Below are 17,047 nucleotides of genomic sequence, written 5' to 3' on the forward strand. Positions count from 1 at the left end.
CGTAATGCCCCTGAAGCGAGGTCTGCGCGGTGCCACAACTCCAAGATCGATGACGTGTGGGCGGTCAGGTCAGGGCGGTCAGGGTCTTGGCGTAGAGGGCGGGGACGTAGTTGTCGCCGCCGGGGGTGAACACGTCGGAGGTGGCCGCCGCCTGCCAGGCGGTGTCGGGCAGTGCCGCGACCAGAGCGCGCACCACAGGGGCGTCGAGCCACTGGTCCTGCTGGGCGAGCAGGCTCAGCGCGACCACCGACTCCTCCACCTCGCCCACGCACTCGAACGGCTTGTGCCCGTCGATGCCGAGCAGCTCCCGGTAGCCGGGGATCTGGGACTCGTCGGCCAGCAGGTCACCGCCGAAGATGCCGGTCAGCCGCTCCCGGGGCATGAACGGCGCCATGGCCAGGAACACGAACCGGCACTTCGGGCAGTCGCGGCACCAGCGCTCGCTCGCGTCGCGCAACTTGAACGCCGCGTTGCAGCTGGTCACCACCGCGTCGTACCGGTCGATCTCGGCGAACAGCCGGGCGATGTGCAGCTCGGACAGGGAGCGCAGCAACGAGAAGTACGGCTCGGTGAGCCCGGCGTGCTCGGCCAGCGCCGCGCGCAGCAGCCCTTCCGCCTCGACGCCCTTCGACCACTGGTGGTTGATCTCGTGGCCGTTCCAGATCAGGTTCGGGTCGGACGCGGAACGCTCGTTCGACATCACCACCGGACCGAGCCCGTGCAGGACGGCGGTGGCCACGGCGATCAGCGAGTTGATCGCGGTGACCGGGATGTGCCCGTTGCGCGCGCCTGCCGCGTTCAGCTCGAACAGCACCGGGTCGAGCCGCCGCCGGGCGGCCAGCGGCACCAGGTCGGACGCCTCGTTCACCGACACGATCACGTGGTTCGGGTTGACCGAGAACGGCACCGGGTCGAGGCCGGCGCGGCGCAGCGCCTCCAGCGTGACGATGGAGTCCTTGCCGCCGCCCACCGCCGACAGCGGACGACGGTCGGAGTTGTCCACCGGCACCGCCGGGTCCACGGTGCCCGACGGCACCTCGGGACGCAGTTCCAGCACGTGCGGCAGCTCGTTGCGGTACGCGTACTCGGCGAGGCCCTTGGTGTAGACGGCGGTGACCAGCGCGACGGCGGCGGCGCCCAGCGGTGCGGGCAGCACCAGCCGGGGCGGCGCGGCGGCCTTGTAGTAGCTGACGCCGGCGACCACGTGCAGCAGCTCCAGCACCCGGGCCAGGGTGGCCGCTGTGGCGTCGGAGACCGGCTCGGCCGGCAGCGGAAGCGTGATCACCTCGGTGAACCGCTGCTCGCCGTCGGGACCGGTCAGGGCGTAGTCGAACAGGACCTCACCGGTGGCGAAGTCGATCGAGTAGGACGGGAAGGTGAAGGCGTCCATCCGCCGCAGCTGCTCGTTGGGCACACGCCATACTAGGCCCTGGTTCGTCCGTCCGTGTCCGGCTGGGCCGGACCCTGCCCGCCGTCGACCGAGTCCGAGGAGAGCCCGTGCGCCTGTCTGATCTGCGCGGACGTCATGTCGCCGTCTGGGGCGCCGGCCGCGAGGGCCGGGCCGCGGTGACCGCGATCGCCGCGCACGGGCCGGCCGGCCTGGTCGTCGTCGACGACAGCGCCAATTTCCTCACCCTGCCCTGGGACGGTCCGCTGGCCGCCGCCGCGCCGCTCGTCACCGGCGAGGAGGGATTCGAACGCCTCGCAGCCGCCGACGTGGTGGTCCGCTCGCCGGGTGTGCCGAACACCCACCCGTGGATGGTGGAGCTGCGCCGCCGGTCAGCGCCCGTCACGCAGGGCAGCGCGCTGTGGATGGCCGACCACGCGGACCGGACCGTCGGGGTGACCGGCAGCAAGGGCAAGAGCACCACGTCCAGCCTGATCAGTCACCTGCTCACCGCGATGGACCGGCCGAACGTGTTCGGCGGCAACATCGGGGTGCCGCTGCTGGACCTGCCCGAGGCGGAGCTGTACGTGCTGGAGCTGTCCAGCTACCAGTGCTCCGACCTGACCGACTCGCCGCGGGTGGCGGTGGTGACCGCGCTGTTCCCGGAGCATCTGGACGCGCACGGCGGTGAGCGGGAGTACTACCGGGACAAGCTGAACCTGATCGCGCACGGCCCGCACGCCGTGGTGGTCAACGGCGCCGACCCGCGGCTGGCGGCGGAGCTGGGCGACCGTGCGGCGGTACGCGCCGGCTCGCCGGACACCACGCATGTGGCCACCGGGCCGGACGGCACGCAGTGGTTCCACCTGCGGGACACGCCGCTGTTCCCGCGCGCCGTGCTGCCGCTGGTCGGGCGGCACAACGAGGGCAACCTCTGCGTCGCGCTCGCAGTGCTGGACGCGCTCGGCGTGGACGTGGTGGCGCGCAAGGACAGCCTCGCCGTGGCGGTCGCCGAGTTCCAGGGCCTGGCGCACCGGCTCACCGAGATCGCCGATCCGTCGGGGCTGACGTTCGTCGACGACACGCTCGCCACCAGCCCGTACGCGGCCATGCACGCGATCGACGCGTACGAGGGACGGCCGCTGACCGTGATCGTCGGCGGGGCCGACCGAGGGCTGGACTACAGCCCGCTGCGTGCACACCTGGCCGGCCGGGAGATCACAGTGATCGGCGTGCCGGACAGCGGCCCCCGCATCGTGGAGGCGCTGTCCGGGCTGCCGTCGGTGCGTACCGAACTGGCCGACGACCTGGTCGCCGCCGTCGGGCTGTCCCGCAAGCTCACCCCGGCCGGCGGGGTGGTGCTGTTGTCCCCGGCGGCGCCGAGCTACGGCCGGTTCCGCAACTTCGAGCACCGATCCGAGGTGTTCGCGCAGGCGGTCGCCGACACCGCCCGCTGAGTCAGCCGCGCTCCGCCCGCGTGTGCCGCGGCGGCCCCGGCTCGGCCGACAGGATCGCGTCGAGGGACTCGGTGGGCGCCGAGCTGTCGACCGGCTCGCGCGGTGCCGGCGCGACCTCGGTGGGCGCGGCCGCCGGGCCGACGTCGGTCGCCCGCCGCTTGACCGGCGTCCACGCGAACGCGAGCGCGCCGCCGACGAGCGCCAGCAGCATGCCGATCAGGAACCCGCCCAGGTTCGAGGTGAGCCAGGAGACCAGCCCGAGCACGAGGGAGAGCACCGCGTAGAAGACGCGTTGCTGCGGCGTGGTGATCAGCAGCACGCCGCAGATCACCAGGACCAGGGGGACCAGGTACGCGGCCAGCCCTTGCGGCCCGACGTGCAGCAGCACCCCGAGCGGCGCGCGCAGCGTCACGAGCATCTCCGCGCCGCCGAGCGCGATGAGCAGCCCGGCGGTGAACGGCCGCGCCCGGCGCCAGCGCCGCCAGCGTGTACGGACGCCGGCGGCGGGCGCCGAGTGCTGTCCTGCGGTCACGTCAGCACCCTTCGGAGCTGAAGCCCATGCGCAGGTTGGGCAGCGTGAAGACGGCGGCGGTGGTGGCGTAGTTGTTCTGCCGCAGGTTGGTGATGGTCACGGTGTCGGCCTGCTGGGCGAACACGCCCGGGTTGCCCTTGACTCCGGGGACCTTGTCGACGGTGCTGGCGTCCTGCCCGACGTCGATGTTCTTGAAGGAGGCGTTACCGGCGATCTCGTCGCCGTCGACCACGAGCGTGCGGGCGGTCACCGGCTTGCCGGAATTGCCGGCGGTGATCCGCAGGTTGGTCCCGCCCAGGTTGATGCTCTGGCAGAGATTGGTCAGCTCGGCCTTGTCGATCGCCGAGACGATCACGAGCACCTGCCCGCCGGTGTCGCCCTGGTTGGGGCTGTCCGGGATCATCTGGTCGAGCGTGGCGAACTGCTCGAACCCGGTGCCCTCCAGCTTGTCGGCGGTGACAGTGAACGGCATGCCCGAGATGGCGAACTGCGCGCCGAGCACACCCTGCGCGGTCAGCACCACCATGCCGGCCGCGCCGGCCGCCACGGCGCCGAACGTGACAGCGAACCGGCGCCAGCGTACGCCGCTTCTCGGTTGATCGGTCTCGATCTGCTCGATCTGCTCCGACATGCCGGCCCCTTTCGAGATCAATTCATCTGCGACGATGTGAATTGGCTTCGCAGGATGTGCGCGCCGAGGGGCGCAGGCCGAAGTTACCGCTGAGTAAAGGGGCGGTCAACTGCCTGTAGCAGATCGTTGGGCGGCATTTGCCAAAAGCGGCCAAAGTGAAAAACCGCTGCGGTTTTCCACCGCTCAGGGCTGGATGGGCGCGCAGGGCGCGGTCGCGGCCGGGCCGTCGTCCGCCCGGGCCGCCCGGGCGACACGGCCCGCCTCCCGCGGGCCGAGGAACGGCGCGGTGGCCGCGTACGTGAGCGCCGGCAGCAGCAACGGCAGCTCCTCGGCCCGCCCCTGCGCCACCCGCTCACGGATGGTGGCGTGGATGCCGCCGACCACAATGGACAACAGTGCGTCCCGGTCCACGCCGGCCGGATCCGGCCCGGCGTCGGCGAAGAACCGGCGGAAGCTGCTCAGCAGCGCGTCGCGCTCCCGGCGTGCGTCGGGGCCGGCCGCGTCCACCTCGACCAGCGCCATCCGGGCGAAGGCGGGCACGCTCGCCAGCACGTCGAGCAGCGTGCGCAGCGCCGCCCGGGCGGCCTCCGGCCAGTCCGGGCCGGCGTCGCGGTAGGCGTCCTCCATCAGGTGCGACACCACCGCGATGCCGTGCCGGTACGCGGCCAGGAACGCGTCCTGCTTGCCGCTGAACAGCGCGTAGAACGCGGGCCGGGTGACCCCGGCGGCGTGGCAGATGTCGCTGACCCGGGCGTTGTCGTACCCCCGGGTGGCGACCTCCCGGACCAGCCCGTCGAAGAGGCGGTCGCGCTGGGTCGCCGCCACCTCCTCGGCCGGCACGCGTCGCGGGCCGCGCTTGATGGCGCGGTCCGGGTCGCGGCCGTGGCGGGCACCCGGCAGGGGTACGGGCGCCGGCGACGGCGGGCTCGGGACTGTCACTCATCGACCTTTCTTGATGCGTTGACTTTACGACCCTCCGAGGTTTATAACTTTCGACACGCTCAGTTCACACCTCGTCACCGCTGGTGATCTCTTCTCGTCGGTCACCCGAACGCGTCGAAGGAGGGCCGGATGGCTGCCATTATCGCCGCGCGCACCCGTCCCCCCAAGGCCGGAGAGATCCAGGTGACGCGGCGTCGCCGCACTGCGCCACGCCGCCCGGCCCGCTGAGGCCGCAGCGGCGCACCACCACCTGCGGCGGCCCGATCCCGGCCGCCGCACCCACCGGCTCCGTCCATGCCGGACGCCGCCGGCACCGTTTCCTGTCCCACCGCCGGAAGGAACAACCATGCCCAGGTACGGACGCATCGGCGCGGGCCTCGCCGCCCTGGCGCTGCTGACCGGTCTGGTCGGCGCCGCCCCCGCCACCGCCGCACCCTCCACCTCGCTCGCCAGCGCCGTGCTGACCTACCCGACCGTCGCCGGCACCGCCGTGTCGGTGGGCGACGTCATCCAGGCCAGCCTGCGCAGCGGCACTAACGCCACGTTCTACTCCTCGACCAGCGGCACCACCGGCATCAAGTGCGCCGCGTCCAGCTTCAGCGCCAAGGTGCTGACCAACCCGACCGCACCCGGAACCGCGACCGAGAGCCTCACCGCGCAGTCGTTCACCAGCTGCACGACGAACGTCTTCGGCACCACCGGCGTGCAGAGCGTCACGGTCAACAACCTGCCGTACACCACCTCGGTGACCAGCGCCGGCGTGGTCAAGATCTCCGGGACGACGGCGGCGCCGATCCAGAGCACAGTCGTGCTCAACTCGCTGCTCGGCACGATCACCTGCGTCTACCGCACCAGCACGAACTCGCTGACCGGCACGGCGTCCAACGCCACCAACTCGATCAGCTTCACCAACCAGCCCCTGACCAAGTTCTCCGGCCCGTCGCTGTGCTTCGGCACCGCGTACTTCACCGCGTCGTACTCGCCGGTGAAGGACACCAGCAAGACCGGCAGCCCGGCGGTCTACGTCAACTGACACCCGGCTCTCGGGCCGGTGCGCGGCGATTCGCCGGGCGCCGGCCCGCACGCCGGTTCAGCCGGCCGTCAGCGTCGCGTGCAGCGCGCGCATCGACCGCAGCGCCGACCGGATCTCCTGGAGGTAGCGGCCCGGAGTCAGGGTCGGCTCCGGTACCGCCACCGCGGCACGCGCGGCCGGGTCCACCCCGACCGTCTCGATGCCGCACCCGTACGGCACGGCGAGCGTCCGCAGCGCGTCGCAGTGCTGGAACGGCACGTAGATCGGGGCGGTCACCATCAGCACCGGGTCGTCCGCGCGCAGCCGCACATGCTCGGCCCAGAACCGCTGCGTGTCGGCGGTGTGCGCGCGACGGCGGTCCGGTTCGCTCGACGGCGCGGCGAGCACCCGTACCGGGGGCAGCCCGGCCGGCCGGTAGGTGCGCGAGGACCAGGCCCGATGCGGATGATCGGCCGGCTCGCCGCGCTCGTCGTCCGGCTCGTCCACCCCGAACGCCAGCCGCACCCCGGCGTCGAGGACGTCCACCTCGGTGGCGCAGCCGGACAGGCCGGCGGCGTCGAGCGTGCGGGACTCGGCCGCTGACAGCGGCCGGTAGCTGCCGAGCACGGCCACCTCGCCGGTCACCTCGGCCGCCGTCCGGGCCAGCACCGCCGCGTACGCGGTACGCCGCAGGCAGGCGTGCGCCAGCCCGCCGAGCACCAGGAGGTGCGCGTACCCGGATCGGGCCGGCGCGACGGCGCGGACCAGGCCCAGCGCGGCGGCGGCGCTCAGCACCAGTCCGGCGGTGGCCGGGTCGAACGCCGGCTCCCGGGCGTCCGGGCGTTCCCGTCCCTGCCGGAAGTCCCAGCGGCGGGCGGAGAACGCGTCCAGCCCGGCCAGCACCGCCGCCAGGTCGCCGCCGGGCCAGTCACCGCCGAAGTGCGCCACGAGACGCCGCACCGGCGCCGACTCCACCCAGGACCGGATCCCGGCCAGGAGTTGCACCCGCGTCGTGCCCGCCGCGCCGCCCGGCAGCGTCACCTGATCCGTCCGCACCCGGCGGATGCTACCGCCCGGGACAGTTGTTTCTGCCCCGGTCGCGGTGGGAGCGTGCGGGGGTCCACCTCCGCTGAAGGGTGCGCCGATGACCTCCGACGACCTGCTGGCCCGGCACCGGGCCGTGCTCCCCTCCTGGATGCCGCTCTACTATGCCGAACCGCTGGAACTCGTCGCCGGTTCCGGCCGCCGGGTCACCGACGCGGCTGGCCGGACCTATCTGGACTTCTTCGGCGGGGTGCTGACCACGATGGTCGGCCACGACATCCCGGAGATCCGGGAGGCGGTCGAACAACAGCTGCGGACCGGGCTCGTGCACACCTCGACGCTCTACCTGATCCGGCAGCAGGTCGAGCTGGCCGAGAAGATCGCCCGGCTCTCCGGCATCCCGGACGCCCGCGTGTTCTTCACCAACTCCGGCACCGAGGCGAACGAGGCCGCGCTGCTGGTCGCCACGAACCACCGGCGCTCGCACCAGATCCTCGCGGTGCGCAACAGCTACCACGGCCGGTCGTACGCGACGATGGGCGTCACCGGCAACCGCGGCTGGTCGGCCAGCGCCCTCAACCCGTTGCAGGTGGCCTGGCTGCACTCCGGTGAACGGCTGCGCGGGCTGCTGGCCCGGCTCGACGCCGCCGACCGGGTCGACGCGGCGGTCGAGGACCTGCGCGAGGTGCTCGCCACCCAGACCGCGGGCGACGTGGCCTGCCTGATCGCCGAGCCGGTCCAGGGTGTCGGCGGCTTCGTGCACGGACCGGACGGGCTCTTCGCCGCCTGGAAGAAGGTGCTCGACGAGCACGGCATCCTGCTGATCAGCGACGAGGTGCAGACCGGGTGGGGGCGTACCGGCGAGCACTTCTGGGGCTACCAGGCGCACGGGGTGACGCCGGACCTGCTCACCTTCGCCAAGGGCATCGGCAACGGGTTCGCGCTCGCCGGGGTGGTCGGCCGGGCCGAGGTGCTGGAGTCGGTGCCGGCGATCAGCTTCTCCACGTTCGGCGGCAACCCGGTCTCCACCGCCGCCGGCAACGCGGTGCTCGACTACCTGCTCGACCACGACCTGCAGGGCAACGCCGCCCGGGTCGGCGCGATCCTGGGCGACGGCCTGCGCGCCGCCGTCGCCGGACTGGACCAGGTCGCCGAGGTACGCGGCAAGGGCCTGATGCTCGCCGTCGAGTTCGTCCACCCGGGCACCGTCGAGCCGGACGCGGCGCTGACCACCCGCGTCTTCGAGGCGTGCCGGGCCGGCGGCCTGCTCGTGGGCAAGGGCGGCCTGTACGGCAACGTGATCCGGATGGGCCCGCCGCTGACGCTCACCGAGGACGAGGCCCGGGAGGGCCTGGCGATCATGGCCGACGCGATCCGCGCCGCGATCGAGGCGTGAGCGTCAACCCGGCCGGCGCGGTCCCGCCCGTCCGGACCTGAGCAGCCGCAGCAGACCCGCCCCGGCCAGATACGCCACCAGCGCCGGGGCGGGCAGGCCCAGCGGCTCCGGCGCCGTCTTGGGCGCGAGGCTGTTCAGCAGCAGGCCGACCAGCACGCCCGCGTACCCGGCGACGGCCAGACCGGCGCGCAGCCGCCGGCCACCCGCCCCGGCCGGCCCGGTCGCGGCCGGGCGGCGGGTGCGGGCCTCGACCGGACCGAAGACGGCGACCAACACGGCCAGCACCGCGGCCAGCGCGAGCAGCCACGGTACGCGCCACGCCCACCAGGCCGCCGAACCGACCGGGGGAGCAGGCAGCACGCCGAGCGCGTCCAGCAGGCCGACGAGCAGCACCGCGGCGGTCAGGTGCCAGAGGAACAGCGTGAGCACCACGGCGTTGACCGCGAGCACCGCCTGCCAGGGGCCGGACCGGCGCAGCCAGCGCCCGGCCGGGCGTCGCAGCAGCAGGATGAGGCCGAGCTGGGCGGCGGCCGCGGCCATCAGCGCCAGGCTCGGCGGTGCCGCGTTGTCCAGTCGCTCACCCGGCACGTGGAGCATCGCCACCGGGTACGGCCCGGCCACCGTGAGCAGCACCAGCGCGACCAGGCCACCGCCCAGCAGGACCGCGCCGGCCCGGCCGGACAGCGGCAGCCCGCGGCGGAACAGGCCCCGAGGTCCGGCTTCACCAGCATCGGCCGCGTCGGCGCCGGCCGCGTCGCCGGTGCGGCGGGCGTCCGCCCGGGCGGCGTCGTACCAGGCGAAACCGACCTGATGGACGGCCAGCCAGCCGAACAGGTAGTTGCCGTCGGCGAGCGCGGCCGGGCCGAGGAGCCGGCCGAGGTCGCCGAGCGCGACCAGCACCACGAGCGCCGTCGGCACGGCGAGCCCGAACCGGCGGTGCAGCGCGTACATCGGCGGGGTCAGCGCCACCACCGCGACGTAGGCGACCAGGAACCACAGCGGGATGGTGGCGAACCAGACCACTGTGCGCACCTGCCCCGCGTCGGCGCCGCGCAGCGTGGCGATCCCCGCGCCCGCTGACAGGACCAGCAGCAACACGGTGGTGGGGCGGATCAGCCGGGCGCTGCGGTCCACCAGCCACCCGGCTGCCGACCCGCCCCGGCGCCGGCGGGCGGCCAGCGAGGCGGCGTTGGCGTAGCCGCCGACCAGGAAGAACACCGGCATCACCTGGGCCACCCAGGTCAGCGGCCAGGCCCAGCGCAGGTCGGCCAGCGCGGAGTGGCCGGCGGGGCGGCCGTTGTCGTACCCGATGGCTGTGACACCCCAGTGGCCGAGCACGACCATGGTGATGGCCAGCGCCCGGAGCAGGTCGATGTAGCGCTCCCGCCCCGGCGGCGTGCGTTGCGCGAGCTGCCGCAGGCGGCGCATGGGCTCAGGCTAGGCCAGCCGGGCCCGACCGGTACGGATAACGGATCGGTCGAGAGGTCTTGTGGTCCCCGTCGCACTGTCGTAGAAATTCTTCATTGGAAATGCGTCTTGTGAAGACAAGCGACAGGGTGCTCACCGCGCGTACCCGGACCGAGGAGATGCGATGAACAGGCGTGAGATCCTACGGCGCAGCGCCGCCGCCGGTCTGCTGGCCACCCCCGCCGCCGGGCTGCTCGCCGGCTGCGCCACGTCGGGTGGGGGCGATGAGGGCGACAAGGGCGCGTACAAGGGCACCAAGAGCGAGCAGAACCCGCTCGGCGTGGCCGAGGACGCCCCGCTGGAGGTGGTGATCTTCAACGGCGGGTTCGGGGAGGACTACGCCAAGGCCCACGAGGCCATGTACAAGGAGCGCTACCCGAAGGCGGAGATCAAGCACTCGGCCACCGCGGAGATCAGCAAGACGCTCCAGCCCCGCTTCGTCGACGGCAGCCCGCCGGACGTGGTCAACAACTCCGGCGCCGGCCAGATCGACTTCAACGGCCTGGTCTCCCAGAACGCGCTCGCCGACCTGGGCGAGCTGCTCGCCGCGCCGAGCCTCGACACGCCCGGCAAGACGGTCAAGGACACGCTGCTGCCCGGCACCGTCGAGGTCGGCTCCTACGACGGCCGGTTCCTGGTGCTCAACTACACCTACACGGTGTACGGCATCTGGCACTCCACCAAGCTGTTCGCCGACCGTGGCTGGGAGGACGCCAAGACCTGGGACGACCACATCGCGCTCTGCCGCCGGATCAAGGCCGCGGGCATCGCCCCCTGGACGTACGCCGGTGTGCACCCCCGCTACATGAGCTGGCCGCTGATCTCCACCGCGATCAAGCTCGGCGGCCCGTCCGTGGCGCTGGCGATCGACAACCTGGAGCCGAACGCCTGGAAGTCGGACGCCATGAAGACCGCCGCCGACGCCTGGCACCAGATCGTCAAGGACAAGTTCATCCTCGACGGATCCCCGGGCCTGGACCACAAGCAGTCGCAGACCGCGTGGTGCCAGGGCAAGGCCGCGTTCATCTCCTGCGGCTCCTGGCTGGAGAGCGAGCAGAAGGACGTCACGCCGGCCGGCTTCAACATGACGGTCGCGCCGACGCCGAGCCTGGGCAGCGGCGACAAGCTGCCGTACGAGGCGATCCGCGGCACCGCAGGCGAGCCGTTCATGGTGCCGGCGAAGGCGCGCAACGTCGCCGGCGGCCTGGAGTACTTCCGCACCATGCTGTCCCGCAAGGGCGCCCAGGACTTCACCAAGAAGGTCGCCAGCCTGCCCGTGGTCGCCGGCGCCACCGAGGGCATCGACCTGCCGTACGGGCTCAGCACCGTGGTCAAGGCGCTCGACGCGTCCGGGTCCAACGGCTTCAACTGGGTCTACAACAACTACTACCGCAAGCTGGAGCGCAACCTGGTCGACGCGGCCTGCGGCGAGTTCTTCAGCGGCCGGATCTCCCCGGCCGAGTTCCTCGACCAGTGCCAGAAGGGCGCCGACTCGATCGCCCAGGACAACTCGGTCAAGAAGTACAAGCGGTCCGCGTGATGCGACAGGGCCGCCTCCCCCTGATCCTCACGTTCCTGCTGCCACCACTGGCGTTGTACGGCATCTTCGTGCTGTCGCCGTACCTCCAGGCTTTTCAGATCTCCACCACCGACTGGATGGGCTACTCCGCGCAGGCCGACCCGGTCGGCATGGCGAACTTCCGCACGCTGCTGCACGACGGGTACGTGTGGAACGCGTTGAAGAACAACGCGATCCTGCTCGCCGTGGTGCCGGTGGTGACGATCGGGCTGGGCCTGTTCTTCGCCAGCATGCTCACCATGGGCGGCCGTAAGGGCCGGGCCGGTGTGACCGGGGTGCGCGGCACCTCGGTCTACCGGCTCGTCTACTTCTTCCCCCAGGTGCTCTCGGTGGTGATCATCGCGCTGCTCTGGAAGGAGATCTACAGTCCGACGAGTGGCCTGCTCAACGGCGCCCTGCGCGCCGTCGGGCTGGCCACCCCGGCCTGGCTCGGCGACCCGCGCTTCGCGTTCTGGTGCGTGCTGGCGGTGATGGTGTGGAGCAACGTCGGCTTCTACGTGGTGCTCTTCGGCGCCGCCATGCAGGCCATCCCGCGTGACATCTACGAGGCGGTGCTGCTCGACGGCGCGTCCCGCACCACGATGCTGCGGAAGATCACCATTCCGCTGCTCTGGGACACCATCCAGGTGGCCTGGATCTACCTCGCCATCGCCGCGCTGGACGGCTTCATCCTGGTCCAGCTCATGACCAACGGCGGACCGAACTTCTCCTCCGACGTGATCGGGCTGCGGATGTACGACACGTCGTTCGGCAGCGAAAACAAGTTCGGGTACGCCTCGGCGATCGGCGTGGCGATGTTCTTCCTGACCCTCTCGGTGGCGGTGCTGGCGCTGCGCACCGCCCGGCGTGATCGGATCGAGTACTCGTGACCACAGTGGATCCCGGTGCGGCGACCGGCGCCACGACCGCCGGCACGACCCGCCCGGACGACGCGACCCACCCGGCCGGCGCGGGCCGATCCGCCGACCGGCCGCCGCGCCGCGAGCTGGGCGTGGCGAACGTCTTCTCGCACGGCTTCCTGCTGCTCTGGGCGGCGATGACCGTCCTGCCGCTGGCCTGGATGGTGCTCAGCTCGCTGAAGAGCAACGGCGAGATCATCGCCGAGCCGTGGGGGCTGCCCGAGGCGCTGCGGTTCGACAACTGGTCGCGCGCCTGGACCAGCGCCCACATCGGCCGGTTCTTCTTCAACAGCCTGGTCGTGGTGGCCGGCTCGCTGAGCCTGACCATGCTGCTCGGCGCCACCGCCGCGTACGTCTTCGCGCGGTACGAGTTCCGCGGCCGGCAGGTCGTCTACTACCTGTTCGTCGGCGGCATGATGTTCCCGGTCTTCCTGGCGTTGGTGCCGCTGTTCTTCGTGGTCCGCAGCGTCGGTCTGCTCGGCACCTGGCCGGGCCTGATCCTGGTCTACACCGCGTACTCGCTGCCGTTCACCGTGTTCTTCCTGACCGCGTTCTTCCGGACGCTGCCGACGTCGGTGGCGGAGGCCGCGCTGATCGACGGATGCGGGCACTTCCGGCTGTTCTTCCGGGTGATGCTGCCGATGGCGAGACCGGGACTGATCAGTGTCGGGATCTTCAACTTCCTCAGCCACTGGAACCAGTTCCTGCTGCCGCAGGTGCTCCTGCCCGGCGACGGCCAGGACCGGATGCTCGCCCAGGGGCTGAGTTCGCTCGCGGTGAGCCAGGGCTACGCCGGTGACTACGCCCAGTTGTTCGCCGGCCTCACCATCGCGGTGCTGCCGGTGCTCGTGGTGTACGTCGCGTTCCAGCGTCAGGTCCAGTCCGGACTGACCGCCGGGCAGCTCAAGTGAGGTGGTTGCCACAGGCAACGGGACAGTGGGGAAGATCGAGCTGACCTAGGGTGGGCCGGCACGCTCATCTATCGACAGGAATTTCATGTTCTTCCTCCTCTACACGCTGTTGCTGCTGCTCGGTGGCATCGCGATGATCGCCGTCGGTGTGGCGGTCAAGGAACAGGGGACCGGCTCCCGGATCCTCAACGTGGTGATCGGCCTGGCCTTCTTCGGGTACGGCTTCTATCTGCTGTTCCTCTTCGACGGCGACAGCTACCGGATTTTTTTCTACGTCTTCGTGCTGCCGATCCTGCTGATCGTGCGCGCGGTGAAGGCACGCAAGGAAGCCCGCGAGCAGGCCGCCGCGCAGCAGTTCGCGGGCGGACCGCAGTTCGCGGGCGGCCAGCAGTACCCGGGCGGACCGTCGTTCCCGGGTGGTCAGCAGCACCCGGGCGGGCAGCAGCAGTTCGCGGGCGCGCCGCAGTACCCGGGTGGGCAGCAGCAGCCCGGCACGTACCCGGCGGCGGGGCACGGTCAGCCCGCCCCGGCGTTCCCGCCCGCCCAGGGCCAGCACGCCCCGGGTCAGCCCGCACCGTACGGCGCCGCGCCGCAGGGGCACCCGGGTCAGCCCGCCCCGCAGGGCTGGTACCCGAATCCGCCCGCGCCTCAGGGCAGCGCGCCCCAGGGCCGCCCTGGTCAGCCCACGCAGTACGGCCCCGCGCCGCAGGGGCACCCGGGTCAGCCCGCGCCGCAGGGCTGGCACCAGGCTCAGCCGGGTTCGCAGGACCGATACTGATCAGCCGGAGCGCCCCGGCTCACGCCGAGAACTGCCGGAAGCCGCGAGTGGAACGTCATGGGTGTCAAACCGCCGTTTTGACACCCATGACGTTCCACCCAACAGCGGCCGCCGCAGCGCGGCGGCCAGCGCGGCAGGGCCAGCGCGGCGGGGCGGCCAGCAGGGCGGGTCAGGTGGGCGGGGGCACCAGGCGGGTGTGCAGTGCCGCCGGGTCGGTCACCTCGGGCAGGTCGCGGGCGGCGAGCCAGGCCGCGGCGGCCGCGCCGTCCCCGGCGCCGTGCAACGGTGCGCCGGGCCACCGTTCGGCCAGTTCCGCGCGTACCGCGCCGGCCAGCGGGGTGTCACCGGTGAGCAGCCCGCCGCCGAGCACCACCGGATCGGCCGCGCCCGGCGGGCGGATGCGGGACACGCTCTCCGCCAGCAGCGCGGCGGCCTCGGCGATCAGCGCGGCGGCTGCCGGCTCCCCGTCCCGTGCCGACGACACCACGAGCGGCGCGAGCCGGGCCAGTTCCACAGGCGGCCGCCGGGTCACCGCCTGCACCACGGCTCCGGCCGTCGCGCGCGGCTGAGCGTCCACAGCGGTCGTGCCGGTCAGCTCGGCCAGCACCCGGCGTCCCAGCTCACCGGGGGTCTCCGCGCGGTCCAGGTCGGTCAGCAGCCGCCGGACCGCCTCGCGGCCGAGCCAGAACCCGGAACCCGCGTCGCCGAGCAGCCAGCCGTGGCCGTCGGCGGTGCGGTCCAGCCGCAGGTCGCGTACCTGGGCGGCGATGGCGCCGGTGCCGGCGACGAGCACCGTGCCGTCCGGGGCGGCGGTGCCGGAGGCGTAGGCGACGAGCGCGTCGCCGTGCACGGCGTACGGGCATCGCAGCCCCGCCTCGGCCCACGCGTGGTCGAACGCGTCCCGGCCGCGCGGGTCGGCCAGGAGGCGGCCGGCCCCCGCGAGGCCGATGACGCCGGCGCGTACCCGATGGGGGTCGATGTCGGCGAGCGCCGCGCGCAGGGCGGCGAGCAGTTCGGCGGCGGCCCGCTCGGCGCCGTGGCTGGTGGGGTTGCCGCCGCCGGCCCGGCCGGCGCCCAGACGCGTGCCGTCGAGGCTCAGCGCGGTCGCGCGGGTGGACGTGCCCCCGACATCGAGGCCGAGCACGACGGTGTCCGACATGGTCCTCATGCTGGTCGGCCGCGTCGCCGGGCGCAAGATCGCGCCGGTGCGCCAGGTAACAGTTTGAAAACTTCGCCCACGCCCTTGACACGGAGGGCCCTTCAGTAAGAACTTTTACCACTAACAGTTAACACTCTTTTCCGAAAGGCTTCCGCCGATGGTCGAGCACGAGGTGGAGACTTCCGCGGCGACCGCGGTGGTCGATGCCGGTCCGGCCGACCGGCTGGGCGCCGACGGGGTGCTGGCCAGGGTCCGGGCCGGCACGGGGGAGTTGACCGGGGCGCTGCGCCGGGTCGCCGAGCACGTGCTCAGCGACCCGGAGGCGGCGGCCCGGGCCACCATCGTCGAGCTGGCCGAGCGCAGCGGCACGTCACCGGCGACCATCACCCGGTTCTGCCGGGCGATGGGCTTCGAGGGCTACGCCGACCTGCGGCTCGGCATCGCCGCCGAGACCGGGCGGGCCCGCTCGGCCGGCTGGACCGTCGACATCGGACGGGAGATCCAGCCCGGCGACCCGCTGTCCCGGGTGCTCGACCAGATCATGGCCGCCGACACGCGGGCCATGCACGACACCGCCGCGCTGCTCGACCTGGCCGAGGTGGAACGCGCGGCGGTCGCCATCGCCGGGGCCAGCCGGGTGAACATCTTCGGGGCCAGCGGCAGCGCGCTCGTCGGCGAGGAGATGCAGTTCAGCCTGCACCGCATCGGCGTCGCCGCGTGGGCCTGGAGCGACGTGCACGAGGGACTCGCCAGTGCCGCGCTGCTGGGCGCCGGGGACGTGGCGCTCGGCATCTCGCACACCGGGCAGACCCGGGAGACGATCGAGCTGCTCGCCGAGGCCGGCAGTCGCGGGGCCACCACAGTCGCGCTGACCGGCTTCCCCCGCTCGCCGCTGGCCGAGCTGGCCGACATCGTGCTGGTGACCGCGAGCCAGGCCACCACGTTCCGGCCGGACGCGCTCTCCGCCCGGCACCCGCAGCTCGTCGTGCTCGACCTGCTCTACATCGCGGTGGCGCAGCGCACCCACGACCGCGCCCACGCGGCCTTCCGGCGTACCGCCCAGGCCGTCGACGGGCACAAGGCCGCGAAGGGGGCCCTCTCATGATCAGTGCCCAGCGGTACGCCGACGCGGTCCGCCCGGTGCTCGACCGGCTGGTGGACAGCCAGGCCGTGGCGGTGGATCGCGCGGCCGACCTGATCGCCTCCGGGCTGCGCGCAGGATGCGTGCTCCAGGCGTTCGGCGCCGGCCACTCGGAGGCGTTCGCCGCCGAGCTGGTCGCCCGGGCCGGTGGCCTGGTCCCCGCCAACCGGCTCTCCCTGCACGACCTCGTGTTGCACGGCGACGCGCCCCGCGACGTGCTCGCCGACCCGAAGCTGGAACGCGACCCGGCCGTGGCGCACCAGCTCTACGCCCTGGCGGCGCCGCAGCCGGGGGACGTGTTCGTGGTCGCCTCGCAGTCCGGCATCAACGGCTCGGTGGTCGAGCTGGCGACGCTGGTCAAGCGCGGCGGCCATCCGTTGATCGCTGTCACCTCGGTCGAGCACACCGCCCGGGTAGCTCCTCGGCACCCCTCCGGGCACCGGCTCGCCGACCTCGCCGACGTCGTGCTGGACAACGGCGCGCCGTACGGCGACGCACTGCTGCCGCTCGAGGGCGGCGGCGCGGTCTGTGCGGTCTCGTCGGTCACCGCGGCGCTGCTGGCGCAGCTGCTGACCGCCGAGGTCGTACGACGGTTCCACCAGGCCGGAGAGGTACCCCCTGTCTACCTCTCCGCCAACGTCCCCGGTGGGGACGAGCACAACCTCGCCCTCGAGTCGCGGTACGCCGGGCGTCTCCGGCGGACCGCCTGACC

General features: G+C 72.6%; 16 protein-coding genes. 9 read left to right on the plus strand and 7 right to left on the minus strand.

Annotated elements, in window-relative coordinates:
• Positions 1-64: 64 nt before the first annotated feature.
• A complete protein-coding gene (locus tag FB454_RS24175) occupies positions 65-1,414 on the minus strand; it encodes a MurL-like N-terminal domain-containing (protein ID WP_145823524.1) in 1,350 nt (449 codons plus the stop codon).
• Positions 1,415-1,497: 83 nt separating this feature from the next.
• On the opposite strand from FB454_RS24175, the gene murD reads away from it, so the two are divergent.
• Positions 1,498-2,844, plus strand: coding sequence for a UDP-N-acetylmuramoyl-L-alanine--D-glutamate ligase (gene murD / locus FB454_RS24180; RefSeq protein WP_145823525.1), 1,347 nt, complete (start codon positions 1,498-1,500; stop codon positions 2,842-2,844).
• Position 2,845: 1 nt separating this feature from the next.
• Here murD and FB454_RS24185 read toward each other — a convergent pair whose 3' ends face one another.
• From FB454_RS24185 to FB454_RS24195, 3 genes are all read right to left on the minus strand, one after another.
• On the minus strand, positions 2,846-3,376 hold the full coding sequence (locus FB454_RS24185) for a DUF6114 domain-containing protein (protein ID WP_013287352.1): 531 nt from the start codon (positions 3,374-3,376) through the stop codon (positions 2,846-2,848).
• A gap of 1 nt (position 3,377) precedes the next feature.
• A complete protein-coding gene (locus tag FB454_RS24190; RefSeq protein WP_013287351.1) occupies positions 3,378-4,007 on the minus strand; it encodes a DUF6230 family protein in 630 nt (209 codons plus the stop codon).
• A 183-nt stretch (positions 4,008-4,190) separates the two neighbouring features.
• Positions 4,191-4,946: a TetR/AcrR family transcriptional regulator gene (locus FB454_RS24195; protein ID WP_145823526.1), complete on the minus strand. Its 756-nt coding sequence runs from the start codon at positions 4,944-4,946 to the stop codon at positions 4,191-4,193.
• 349 nt (positions 4,947-5,295) lie between these two features.
• On the opposite strand from FB454_RS24195, the gene FB454_RS24200 reads away from it, so the two are divergent.
• Complete coding sequence (locus FB454_RS24200) at positions 5,296-5,982, plus strand: hypothetical protein (protein ID WP_030272723.1); 687 nt, start codon at positions 5,296-5,298, stop codon at positions 5,980-5,982.
• Positions 5,983-6,039: 57 nt separating this feature from the next.
• Here FB454_RS24200 and FB454_RS24205 read toward each other — a convergent pair whose 3' ends face one another.
• On the minus strand, positions 6,040-7,002 hold the full coding sequence (locus FB454_RS24205; RefSeq protein ID WP_145823612.1) for a hypothetical protein: 963 nt from the start codon (positions 7,000-7,002) through the stop codon (positions 6,040-6,042).
• 103 nt (positions 7,003-7,105) lie between these two features.
• Between FB454_RS24205 and FB454_RS24210 the strand changes: the two genes are divergently transcribed.
• Entirely contained in the window at positions 7,106-8,401 is a 1,296-nt protein-coding gene (locus tag FB454_RS24210) for an aspartate aminotransferase family protein (RefSeq protein WP_145823527.1), read from the plus strand.
• 3 nt (positions 8,402-8,404) lie between these two features.
• On the opposite strand, the gene FB454_RS24215 is transcribed toward FB454_RS24210, so the two are convergent.
• Positions 8,405-9,829: an acyltransferase family protein gene (locus FB454_RS24215; RefSeq protein WP_013287346.1), complete on the minus strand. Its 1,425-nt coding sequence runs from the start codon at positions 9,827-9,829 to the stop codon at positions 8,405-8,407.
• A gap of 163 nt (positions 9,830-9,992) precedes the next feature.
• Here FB454_RS24215 and ngcE point away from each other — a divergent pair, with 163 nt between their 5' ends.
• From ngcE to FB454_RS24235, 4 genes are all read left to right on the plus strand, one after another.
• Complete coding sequence (ngcE, locus tag FB454_RS24220) at positions 9,993-11,408, plus strand: N-acetylglucosamine/diacetylchitobiose ABC transporter substrate-binding protein (RefSeq protein ID WP_013287345.1); 1,416 nt, start codon at positions 9,993-9,995, stop codon at positions 11,406-11,408.
• Positions 11,408-12,316, plus strand: coding sequence for a carbohydrate ABC transporter permease (locus FB454_RS24225; protein WP_013287344.1), 909 nt, complete (start codon positions 11,408-11,410; stop codon positions 12,314-12,316). Before ngcE ends, FB454_RS24225 begins: the two co-directional genes overlap by 1 nt.
• On the plus strand, positions 12,313-13,257 hold the full coding sequence (locus FB454_RS24230; RefSeq protein WP_013287343.1) for a carbohydrate ABC transporter permease: 945 nt from the start codon (positions 12,313-12,315) through the stop codon (positions 13,255-13,257). The genes FB454_RS24225 and FB454_RS24230 overlap by 4 nt, the downstream gene beginning before the upstream one ends.
• 85 nt (positions 13,258-13,342) lie before the next feature.
• Positions 13,343-14,035: a cell wall-binding repeat-containing protein gene (locus FB454_RS24235; RefSeq protein WP_145823528.1), complete on the plus strand. Its 693-nt coding sequence runs from the start codon at positions 13,343-13,345 to the stop codon at positions 14,033-14,035.
• A gap of 169 nt (positions 14,036-14,204) precedes the next feature.
• Here FB454_RS24235 and FB454_RS24240 read toward each other — a convergent pair whose 3' ends face one another.
• Positions 14,205-15,194 (minus strand): N-acetylglucosamine kinase, encoded by a 990-nt coding sequence (locus FB454_RS24240; protein ID WP_145823529.1) that lies wholly within the window; start codon positions 15,192-15,194, stop codon positions 14,205-14,207.
• A 157-nt stretch (positions 15,195-15,351) separates the two neighbouring features.
• Between FB454_RS24240 and FB454_RS24245 the strand changes: the two genes are divergently transcribed.
• Both FB454_RS24245 and FB454_RS24250 read left to right on the plus strand, forming a co-directional pair.
• On the plus strand, positions 15,352-16,299 hold the full coding sequence (locus FB454_RS24245; RefSeq protein WP_013287340.1) for a MurR/RpiR family transcriptional regulator: 948 nt from the start codon (positions 15,352-15,354) through the stop codon (positions 16,297-16,299).
• Positions 16,296-17,045, plus strand: coding sequence for an SIS domain-containing protein (locus FB454_RS24250; protein ID WP_013287339.1), 750 nt, complete (start codon positions 16,296-16,298; stop codon positions 17,043-17,045). Before FB454_RS24245 ends, FB454_RS24250 begins: the two co-directional genes overlap by 4 nt.
• Positions 17,046-17,047 lie beyond the last annotated feature (2 nt).

It is taken from the genome of Micromonospora sp. CNZ297, from assembly GCF_007827625.1.

Coding starts and splice junctions, on each gene's coding strand:
- FB454_RS24190 (WP_013287351.1), bottom strand. CDS start 4,007: ATGTCGGAGCAGATCGAGCAGATCGAGACCGATCAACCGAGAAGCGGC.
- FB454_RS24200 (WP_030272723.1), top strand. CDS start 5,296: ATGCCCAGGTACGGACGCATCGGCGCGGGCCTCGCCGCCCTGGCGCTG.
- FB454_RS24210 (WP_145823527.1), top strand. CDS start 7,106: ATGACCTCCGACGACCTGCTGGCCCGGCACCGGGCCGTGCTCCCCTCC.
- FB454_RS24215 (WP_013287346.1), bottom strand. CDS start 9,829: ATGCGCCGCCTGCGGCAGCTCGCGCAACGCACGCCGCCGGGGCGGGAG.
- ngcE (WP_013287345.1), top strand. CDS start 9,993: ATGAACAGGCGTGAGATCCTACGGCGCAGCGCCGCCGCCGGTCTGCTG.
- FB454_RS24225 (WP_013287344.1), top strand. CDS start 11,408: ATGCGACAGGGCCGCCTCCCCCTGATCCTCACGTTCCTGCTGCCACCA.
- FB454_RS24235 (WP_145823528.1), top strand. CDS start 13,343: ATGTTCTTCCTCCTCTACACGCTGTTGCTGCTGCTCGGTGGCATCGCG.
- FB454_RS24240 (WP_145823529.1), bottom strand. CDS start 15,194: ATGTCGGACACCGTCGTGCTCGGCCTCGATGTCGGGGGCACGTCCACC.
- FB454_RS24245 (WP_013287340.1), top strand. CDS start 15,352: ATGGTCGAGCACGAGGTGGAGACTTCCGCGGCGACCGCGGTGGTCGAT.
- FB454_RS24250 (WP_013287339.1), top strand. CDS start 16,296: ATGATCAGTGCCCAGCGGTACGCCGACGCGGTCCGCCCGGTGCTCGAC.